A 1,406-nucleotide genomic window follows, 5' to 3' on the forward strand; every position below is an offset into this window, starting at 1 on the left:
TACTGGATATAAGATTAATCCTCTAACTATTGATACTTATAGCAATCGCTGTAGCAATTGTGATAATTTTAACTCCCTACTTCCTACTCCCTGTTGCCTTTGATATAGAGGATTTTTGCTTATTAATTAAGATGGGTTTGCTATGCCTTTGCGTTCAGAATTCCTAAGGAAAACCGCAGCAGGGGAGTTCCCATTAGAAACGGGTTCGCTATCGGTGATTATGATTGTTTTACTAACGACTACCGAGAGGATATCACAAATCCTGACCAAAAAAACTTAATATAATCTAAAATTATAGCCCTGCTCCCGACTCCCGACTCCCGACTCCCGATTCCCGACTCCCGACTCCCGACTCCCGACTCCCTAACGACTTTGTTACAAAAATTTTCAAAATATGCTATAATATTATATTTTTTATGATATACTAATAAGCGTGGAGAATAAATTCCACGGAAGAGCCAGCCCGCAGATCTTGTCGGGCTCGGGCTGGCTCTTGATCCCCATGTAAAGGAGACAACTTACATTATGTACTATGGTCAACGCCTATACGGATGGGTAATGATTCGGCTATTGCCACCGATGCCACCACTAGTTTTCGCTCGGTTTGACAACCTTTCCGATGCCAAGAGGCATTCCCAGACTCTGAAGCAGTTGATGCCCGATGCGAAATTTTTGATTTTTCTTGATATAGGTCTGCCGATAGAGCAAGAGGAATAATCTTAGGGGCTCAAGGGGTGATATTGATCATCACCCCTTGATGATTTGATGTTTAGGTGATGATTAATGGAAAAAAAATCTCGATCAATATCATTAGTAAATACCGAGAAAATGTTAAATCAATAATCATCTTATTAGAAACATCTTCAGCTATAGGACTTACGCGGTTAACTTGATTTCGCCCCCCTAGCCCCCCAATTTTGGGGGGAAATTGAGTTAAAGTCCCCCAGAATTGGGGGATTTAGGGGGCAAATGCGTAAGTCCTAAGCTATAGCGCAGCGCTATAAAAAATAATTAGTGGTCAGCAGCCAGTTGGTAATGAAAATACCACCAACAACTAAGAGGATATCTGAAAAGTTTTTTTATACTGAATTTTGCCCCCCTAGCCCCCCAACTTTGGGGGGAACAAGAGTTAATTGGCTTCAGTCCCCCAAAATTGGGGGATTTAGGGGGCTTGGATGTAGCAAATGAGACTTCTCAGACAACCTCTAACTACTAACCACTAATACTGATCTAGGAATGATAAATAGGTTGTGAGTAAGAATTCAGTCGTCAGCCGTCAGCCTTTAGTAGTCAGCCTTTAGCTGATCGCTGATCGCTGATAGCTGATAGCTGATCGCTGACCGCTGATCGATGATCGCTGAGAGCTGATAGCTGAGGGGTGATAGCTTACGATTGGTTTTCTCAAA

At 42.2% G+C, this 1,406-nt stretch carries 1 protein-coding gene; it reads left to right on the top strand.

What is annotated here, in order from left to right:
- Positions 1–525 precede the first annotated feature (525 nt).
- Positions 526–717: a hypothetical protein gene (locus F6K49_RS49165; protein ID WP_293110023.1), complete on the top strand. Its 192-nt coding sequence runs from the start codon at positions 526–528 to the stop codon at positions 715–717.
- The last annotated feature ends 689 nt before the right edge of the window (positions 718–1,406 follow it).

This window comes from Moorena sp. SIO3I6, assembly GCF_010672095.1.

Coding starts and splice junctions, on each gene's coding strand:
- F6K49_RS49165 (WP_293110023.1), top strand. CDS start 526: ATGTACTATGGTCAACGCCTATACGGATGGGTAATGATTCGGCTATTG.